Consider the following 2152-nt stretch of genomic DNA (forward strand, 5'->3'; position numbering starts at 1 on the left):
GATCTCAAAAGCAAACGTCTGATCTACCTCAAAGGCTTTCTGTTCCTGGTGATTTTGCTGTTTGCCACGGGGCTGATCATTGCACAGACCCGTTCGTGGCAGATAGCATTGTTACTCCTGCTCATCATCTGGTCCTCCGCCAGGCTCTATTATTTCATGTTCTACGTCATCGAAAAATACGTCGATCCCGTCTATAAATTTGCCGGGATTACTTCGTTTCTGCGGTATCTGTTTTCAAAGAAACGGGAGTAGCCGCGAGCTCAGATTTACTGGAACTGAAATCACTTATGGAACAACATCGTTTTCAATATACAGACCGGGAAGGCACCATCGTCGGGTCAATGACCAATGATGGTGCTGAAATCCGCATTAAGCTGGATGGGTGGGAATTTGTGGGTGGAATGTTCGATGATATGGAGCCGGTTCAGTCAGATGGGCTCCCCCAACGATTTCGGCTTGCCCGAGGGGACCTGTGTGACTGTATTTTCGAATTTGTGATTCCTATTCTAATCGATGATCGAAATCAGTCAGTCTCTGCCGAGTTAATGGTGCAGTGTGAACTGGGGCAATTGAACGAACGGGGTGGCATAGATCGGGAAGAGTTTCGGGTTTCTCTCGACTATGGCGCGCAAAAATATATCTCGTCAGGTAAGTCGGGTTGTATGGAAGACGAATTGCTGGAAATCCAGAAGCAGCTTCCGGAGCACATATTTCTAAAGGCTTGTATCAACTGTCTTTATTCCGACTACAGCCCTTTCGGGAGTGGTGCATTTGGACGCATGATGTGTTTCCGCAATCTGAAACAGGAATACCTGCAGGTGAAGTCCAAAGAAGACTTCTTTCATGTTCACGATCGGTTCGAACGGCAAGTGCAGGAGACCTGGTTGTGTGATGAGTTTGAACGCAGAGTACCTAACACGGGATATCGCGGTTATCGCGGTTAGCGGGCGACTGAAAATTTGAGACATGAGTAGAAAAAATGATCCAACCAAATATCTATCAGATCCAGACTATTGAATCCGGTTCCCTGTCAGTGATGGCTAAACCGGTCTCAGGCGAATGGATGGAAGATGAATTTGCCGGCATCGCCCGATGGGGGATCTCGCATATTGTTTCGCTGCTTGAATATGAAGAAGCAGTCGAAGTCGGTCTTGAGGAAGAACAGGAAATGGCTGAAAAGCATGAAATGCAGTTTACGTCGTTTCCTCTTCCGGATCGCGGCCTGCCCTCATCGGTAAGTGAGTTTTCTCGTTTTACGAAGTCGCTGTATGCAGGCATCAAAGCGGGAGACGTCACCGTTGTGCATTGCAGGGCAGGCATTGGACGGGCGGGAATCGTCGCTGCGGGGGTGTTGCTGCACCATGGGCTGGGGACAGAACAGGCATTCGAGTTGATTTCAAAACAGAGACGAATCGAAGTTCCCGATACCCCCGAGCAATATCATTGGATTTTGAAGCATGAAATCCAAATTCGAGAAGTAGAAAAAACTTCATGAAGGTTCTTTTGTTGTTGATGATCGTCTGTGTCATGCTACCCGGTTGCGGTGCGTCGGAAGAGAAACCCTCAGTGAAAGCAGAGCCTGAAAATAGGCGTCTTTTCAAACCCCCGCTGTTAAAAGAAAAGGGTTCCACCAACATGGTCAGTAAATTGGATGCGGAACTGCTCAGCGAAATCGACTGGCATGTCCGCGCGGGCTTTTACGACAAGGCGGATCTGATGCGGATTTTTTGTGAAGAGATGTATGCACCGGGAGATCTCGATGAAACGCTGGTCTCCGCGAAGATAGATTCCCAACTGGCGGCTTTGGAAGAAAAAAAGAAAACCTGGCCCGCGGTTACCGACTGTGATCGTCTTAATCTGGCGTTTGCCGGCATGGAAAAACGAGGGCTCATCGCTTTACAGAACGCCGGCAATACACAAACTGATGGCTACGAGATCTTTGAATATTGTCTGGAGGAGGAGCATCCCCAGCCGGAAACGGTCATCGGCTACTGTTTTTATCACAATCAGGATCTGGAACGCGCCGTGGCTGGCGATGATTTATATCTGGCTTTCGGGCCTCGTGATTCAAAAGTGGAAGAGACAAAGAGGCTAGAGGTGGGAAACATTGTCCGTGAAGAACTGGAGCGAGCCGGTTTGCAGGTAGAATGGG

General features: G+C 48.7%; 4 protein-coding genes. All 4 read left to right on the forward strand.

What is annotated here, in order from left to right:
• Positions 1-252, forward strand: a 252-nt coding sequence (locus tag Q0294_RS06670) for a hypothetical protein (protein WP_299462255.1), incomplete at its 5' end; no start/stop codon positions are given.
• Positions 253-287: 35 nt separating this feature from the next.
• Positions 288-944, forward strand: coding sequence for a DUF6304 family protein (locus tag Q0294_RS06675; RefSeq protein WP_299462258.1), 657 nt, complete (start codon positions 288-290; stop codon positions 942-944).
• A 35-nt stretch (positions 945-979) separates the two neighbouring features.
• Positions 980-1495: a protein-tyrosine phosphatase family protein gene (locus Q0294_RS06680; protein ID WP_299462261.1), complete on the forward strand. Its 516-nt coding sequence runs from the start codon at positions 980-982 to the stop codon at positions 1493-1495.
• On the forward strand, positions 1492-2152 hold a 661-nt coding region (locus Q0294_RS06685), incomplete at its 3' end, for a hypothetical protein (protein WP_299462264.1). The genes Q0294_RS06680 and Q0294_RS06685, both read left to right, overlap by 4 nt.

The sequence above is a fragment of the uncultured Gimesia sp. genome (assembly GCF_937919775.1).
Classification (GTDB): Bacteria; Planctomycetota; Planctomycetia; order Planctomycetales; family Planctomycetaceae; genus Gimesia.